The sequence below is a fragment of the Polaromonas sp. P1_G4 genome (assembly GCF_056405475.1).
In genome coordinates, this window is record NZ_JBFUCA010000327.1 from 1 (window position 1) to 4865 (window position 4865).

Annotated in this window: 5 protein-coding genes and 1 pseudogene; 1 reads left to right on the plus strand and 5 read right to left on the minus strand. The window is 62.0% G+C overall.

Annotation, left to right across the window (positions count from 1 at the left end; genetic code table 11):
* Nucleotides 1-111 precede the first annotated feature (111 nt).
* Nucleotides 112-1305 carry a 3-hydroxybenzoate 6-monooxygenase gene (locus tag AC1D1X_RS15725; RefSeq protein WP_477669094.1) on the minus strand — a complete coding sequence of 398 codons (1194 nt, stop codon included), beginning with the start codon at nt 1303-1305 and terminating at the stop codon, nt 112-114.
* 102 nt (nt 1306-1407) lie between these two features.
* Here AC1D1X_RS15725 and AC1D1X_RS15730 point away from each other — a divergent pair, with 102 nt between their 5' ends.
* Nucleotides 1408-1851, plus strand: a complete 444-nt coding sequence (locus AC1D1X_RS15730) for a MarR family winged helix-turn-helix transcriptional regulator (RefSeq protein ID WP_477669095.1) — start codon at nt 1408-1410, stop codon at nt 1849-1851.
* Nucleotides 1852-1942: 91 nt separating this feature from the next.
* On the opposite strand, the gene AC1D1X_RS15735 is transcribed toward AC1D1X_RS15730, so the two are convergent.
* The 4 genes and pseudogenes from AC1D1X_RS15735 to AC1D1X_RS15750 all read right to left on the minus strand — a co-directional run.
* On the minus strand, nt 1943-2245 hold the full coding sequence (locus AC1D1X_RS15735) for an antibiotic biosynthesis monooxygenase family protein (protein ID WP_477669096.1): 303 nt from the start codon (nt 2243-2245) through the stop codon (nt 1943-1945).
* Between the two features lie 19 nt (nt 2246-2264).
* Entirely contained in the window at nt 2265-2597 is a 333-nt protein-coding gene (locus AC1D1X_RS15740; protein WP_477669097.1) for a 2Fe-2S iron-sulfur cluster-binding protein, read from the minus strand.
* A gap of 26 nt (nt 2598-2623) precedes the next feature.
* Nucleotides 2624-4108 (minus strand): glutamine synthetase family protein, encoded by a 1485-nt coding sequence (locus AC1D1X_RS15745; RefSeq protein WP_477669098.1) that lies wholly within the window; start codon nt 4106-4108, stop codon nt 2624-2626.
* Nucleotides 4105-4865, minus strand: a pseudogene (locus tag AC1D1X_RS15750) (aromatic ring-hydroxylating dioxygenase subunit alpha); the annotation flags it as partial. The pseudogene AC1D1X_RS15750 and the gene AC1D1X_RS15745, both read right to left, overlap by 4 nt.

Genomic DNA, 4865 nt, shown 5'->3' on the forward strand with positions numbered 1-4865 from the left:
ATGCAGCCCACGAGGGATAAGCGCAAGCAGCTATCAAAAGCGTAGCAATTATCCGGAGGGCAGCGGTGTTGGGAAGAAGAGTCATGACAATCCCTGGGGCTTTTGAAACCGTCATTGGAACAGTTTTGACGGCTCGATTCCGTCGTACATCCACTTCAGGCCGGCGAAACCCGCGCTCTCGGTGCCGCTCTGGAACATCTGGTTGCGCAATTCGCGTTGAACACCGGCCGCATGGTAAATATCACCGTAAAAACGGGCAGTCAATTGCACGCGGCCAGTGCGCAGGTAGCGCTTTTGCTGGTATTTCTGAAAAGCCTTTGGCACATCGCCGCGGGTAAAGCGCAGCGCTTCACGCAGCACGACGGCGTCTTCAATAGCCTGGCCGGCGCCTTGGGCCAGGTACTGCAGCATCGGGTGGGCGGCGTCGCCCAGCAGGGTCACGCGCCGGTCGGTCCAGTTTTTCACGGGTTCGCGGTCGCACAGCACCCACATCTTCCAGGTCTCGATTTTCCCCAGCAGTTCCTTGACTTGTGGGCAGGCATCGGCGAAACGCTCGTTAAGCTCGGCTGTATCGCCAAAGGTGTTCCAGCCCTCATCGTATTTGTTGCTGTGAAAAACAGCCACCAGGTTGAAGAGTTCGCCGCGGCGCAGTGGGTAGTGAACCAGATGGGTTTTCTCGCCGCCCCAAAGCAGCACATCGTCGCTCCACAGATGAGCCGGAACATCCTCACGCCTGAGCACGGCGCGGTAGGCGATATGCCCCGACACGCGAGGTTTGCCGTCGCCCACCACGGCTTCACGGATGCGGCTCCAGATGCCGTCTGCGCCTATCAGCGCGCTGCCTTCAACGGTTTCTCCGCCTGCAAGGTGCACAGTCACGCCGCTTTCCGACTGGTCAAACGACTCCACCCTGGCGCTGGTGCGCAAGGTGACGTTGGGCTGCGCCCGGCAGGCATTGAGGAACACCTGGTGCAGGTCGGCGCGGTAAATCACGCCATAAGGAAAGCCATAGGTGGCGCGGGCCAGGTCGCCAAGCGGGACACGGACAACCTTCTCGCCCGTGCGCACATCGTTCATGCCAAGACCGGTGGGAAAGAACGCCACACGGTTGACGGCTTCAGTGAGGCCCAGGTAGTCAAACATGCGGAAAATATTGGGACCGAGCTGGATGCCGGCGCCGATCTCGCCAAAACTCGCCGCCTGCTCCATGAGTGTCACGGCGCGCCCGTCCTGCGCGAGCACCAGGGCCGCGGCCAGCCCGCCGATGCCGCCGCCCGAGATGAGGATGGGGGATGTGTGTGACATGTGTGAGAGGGTATCAGGGGGGCTTTGACAATGATAAGTATGCTTATCATGTATGTCCCTAGTACATACCCTGAGCGCAAAGCTGAACGGTAAACTCGGCAAATGGCAAAAAGCTTTAACTTCAGCGAGGCCCCCGGGCACTTGATTCGCCGGGCGCAACAACTCGCGGTTGCGATCTTCATGGAGGAAACAGCCGGTTTTGACGCGACGCCTGTGCAGTTCGCCATCCTGAACGCCTTGATGGACGACCCGGGCGAAGACCAGATCACGCTGTCGGGCCGCGTTGCCTTTGACCCGGCCACTTTCGGCTCGGTGATCGGTCGGCTGGAAGCCAAAGGCTGGGTCAAGCGGGAGGCTGACCCATCTGACAAGCGCCGCAAATTGCTGTGGACGACGCCCGAAGGGGAAAAAGTTGCACTGCAGATGAAACGTGCTGTCAGCAAGGCACAGCAGCGCATCGTGAGTCCGCTGGATGATGACGAGCGGGTGCAGCTCGGCGTGTTGCTTGGGAAGCTGATCAGCGGCCACGAAAACGCGGCCAGGTAGCCGGCATCGGAACTGCGCGCAGACAATAAAAAACGGGGYCGTCAGCCCCGTTTTTTATTGTCTGCCTGTTTGCCAGGCCCTGGCCAAAGGCTCAGGCTGACTTGGCCACCAGGGCGAAATGCTCCACCGTGGGCGGGCCGGCAAAGAAGGGCCCGACAATGGCTCGCCAGTCGGCAAAGGCGGGCGACTGACGAAAGTCGACGGTGTGGTTTTCCAGTGTGTCCCAGAAGATCTGCAGGATGTAGCGCTCAGGGCTTTCAATGCCCTTGTTGACCTTGAAACCTTGAAAGCCCCTGGCTTTGGAAATGACTTCGCGGATGCCGCGCTGGATGGCTTCGTCAAAAGCTGCTTGCTGGCCCGGGTGAATGCGGATGTCGGCGAGTTCGAGAATCATGAACAACTTTCTGAAGTAATTAATACTGGGTAGCCGGCAACTCTACCGTCAATCCGTCGAGCGCGGGCGTGAGCTTGATCTGGCAACTGAGCCGGCTGTTGGGAAGGCGCGGCGCGGCGGTAAATGCCAGCATGCCGAGCTCTTCGCCATCAGGTGGCGGCAGGGTTTGCGTGTCCGAGGAAAAAGGCTCCTGCACGTGTACATGGCAGGTGGCGCAAGTCAGCAGGCCGCCGCAGTCGGCGGCAATGCCGTCAATGCCTGCGGCCACTGCGGCTTCCATCAGACTTTTGCCAACCTTGCCTTTTACCGGCGTGGAGCGGCCGCCCGATTCGATGAAATGGATGGTGATCATGTTTTTTTTAGGGATGGCCGTGGCGGCTAGATCCGGCTGAAGTATTCACGTCTTTGCCAGTCGTCCTGGTCCTGGGCCTCGGCATGGCGGGTGATTTCGGCCTGTTTGACTCGCGTGAGGTAAGCCACGAACGCGCTGCCGAATGCCTCCACCAGCGCCCTGTCGCCTTGCAAGGCTTGCAGCGCCTCTTCGAGACTGGTGGGCAATTTCTCGGCGGTGTCACCATAAGGCGCGTCGGTGGCCGGCGGGGCTTTCAGGCGGCGCGCGATGCCGTCCAGCCCGGCGTGGATTTGCGAGGCCAGATAGAGATAAGGGTTCGCGGCGGGTTCGCCGAGGCGGTTCTCGATACGTGTGCCGTTGTCGTTGCATTGGCCAACTACGCGCAGCATGGCACCGCGGTTGTCCCGGCCCCACAAAATCGATTGGGGCGCCAGCGCATTCGGCCGAAAGCGGCCGAAACCATTGATGGTGGGCGTGCAGAAGGCCGTCATGCCGCGCGCATGCGCGAGCAACCCGGCGAGGTAGTGTTCGCCGGTTTCGGTCAGCATGTACTGCGCGTGCACGGGTGTGCTTCCGTCCGCGGGGCTTTGGCGTTTGAAGGCGTTGGCACCGGTTTTCAGGTCCACCAGTGACTGGTGCAGATGCCAGCCGCTGGACATGATGTTGGGAAAGGGCGGGCGACACACGAAGGTCGCGTGGTAACCGGCACGCCGCAAGGCCTGCTTCACCGCGCTGCGAAACAGCACCATGTTGTCGGCGGCAGTCAACGCATCGGTGGCTTCAAACACCGCCTCGACCTGGCTGGGCCCCAGTTCGATTTCCAGCGACAGCAGTGGCAGGCCCAGCGCCTGCGCCGTGCGCTGCACGATGCGCAGCGGCTCTTCGGCCATGTCCGCCCATTGCTCTGACAGGAGGTGGTAGCCGGGATGGATCATGCGCACCTCCGGCGGCAAGCCCGGCCAGTCGGCCAGCGCCGGGTCAAGCTGGGGAGCGTTGCCACCCTCGGAAATCCGGTAAATGTGGAACTCGATCTCCAACCCGCACTTCATGCTGTAGCCGGCCTCCGCCAGTTTGGCGAGAGCATCTTGCAGTACCCGGCGCGTGTCGAGTTCTACCGGGCGGCCGTCGGGAAACCATGGCTGGCATTGCACCCAGCCGGTTTTGTCGGCCCAGGGCAATTCTTTCAAGCTTGCCGGGTCGGCCAGCAGCATCACATTGCCGCCAAATTCAAAACCCGGCAGTTCGTCGGCGCCGCCGGCCTCGAACACTTTGTACGCGGTGCGGTCGGCGGTGTCCTTGAGCAGCAATGTGCTCACCATGCCGACGCCGTCCGTCATGGCTTGTCCGGCTGAAGAGGCCACCAGTGTCTTGCCGCGCAGCATGCCGTGCAGGTCGCACCAGGCAAAACGTACCAGCTCCAGGCCGCGCGCCTCGATGCGCCGCGTGGCATCGGCCAGCGCAGCCTGCCTTGCGGCGTCGTGCACTCCGCATTGCACCGCAAAGCTGCTCATGGTTGAGTGACGGTGCTGGGTGAGTTGGAGGTGGCCCCGGCGCCCAGCCACGGCGCACTCTCGCGTTTGGTGCGGGCGGTTTGCTGCCACCACGCGGCCCATTCACCGGCCGGCGCAATGCCGTCCACCGTATCGGGACCGGTGATCACCCTGGCCTGCGCAGGGTCGGCAATGCCGGGCGCCACACCGCCGTTTTGCACGGTCTCAATCGCCTTGAGCAGCACGCGCCGGTTGGCCATGATGACCTTGTCGGAGGTGGCCAGGTGTTCGCGTGTGCGGTCCTGGATTTCGCCCATGCTTTCCACGGCCCATTGGTCGTGCACATTGATGTCTTCTTCGCCCATGCCCAAGTAGGTGGTGCTCATCTGCTCTTCGGCGTTGAAGCCCCAGTTGTTGTGGCGGCCCGCTTTGGGGATGTAATCGGGCAGGGCAATGAACTGCTGGCGCTGCGCGCGCATGCTCTCGCGGTCCAGCGGGGCGCCAAAGCTGGTGAAGAAGGTGTACCAGTAGGTGTTCGTGTCGTCTACCGGCACATGCATCTGCGTGATGGTCATGGTTTCCGACAGCGGAATCACAAACGTGGCCGGGAAGATCGCGTTGGTCACGCGCACATGGGTGAGTTTATCGGTCATGGCGCGCAGCGCGGTCAGCTGCATGCCCCAGGGCTTGCTTTCAAAGCTGATGTCGGGTTGGGCGAACTCGCGCATGATGCGCGTCATCGGCCACTGCTCGCCATCCTTCGTGCCGGCGCTGGCGC

Excerpts from the sequence above, each read along its gene's own strand:
- AC1D1X_RS15740 (WP_477669097.1), bottom strand. The coding sequence starts at position 2,597 with ATGATCACCATCCATTTCATCGAATCGGGCGGCCGCTCCACGCCGGTA.
- AC1D1X_RS15745 (WP_477669098.1), bottom strand. The coding sequence starts at position 4,108 with ATGAGCAGCTTTGCGGTGCAATGCGGAGTGCACGACGCCGCAAGGCAG.
- AC1D1X_RS15730 (WP_477669095.1), top strand. The coding sequence starts at position 1,408 with ATGGCAAAAAGCTTTAACTTCAGCGAGGCCCCCGGGCACTTGATTCGC.
- AC1D1X_RS15725 (WP_477669094.1), bottom strand. The coding sequence starts at position 1,305 with ATGTCACACACATCCCCCATCCTCATCTCGGGCGGCGGCATCGGCGGG.
- AC1D1X_RS15735 (WP_477669096.1), bottom strand. The coding sequence starts at position 2,245 with ATGATTCTCGAACTCGCCGACATCCGCATTCACCCGGGCCAGCAAGCA.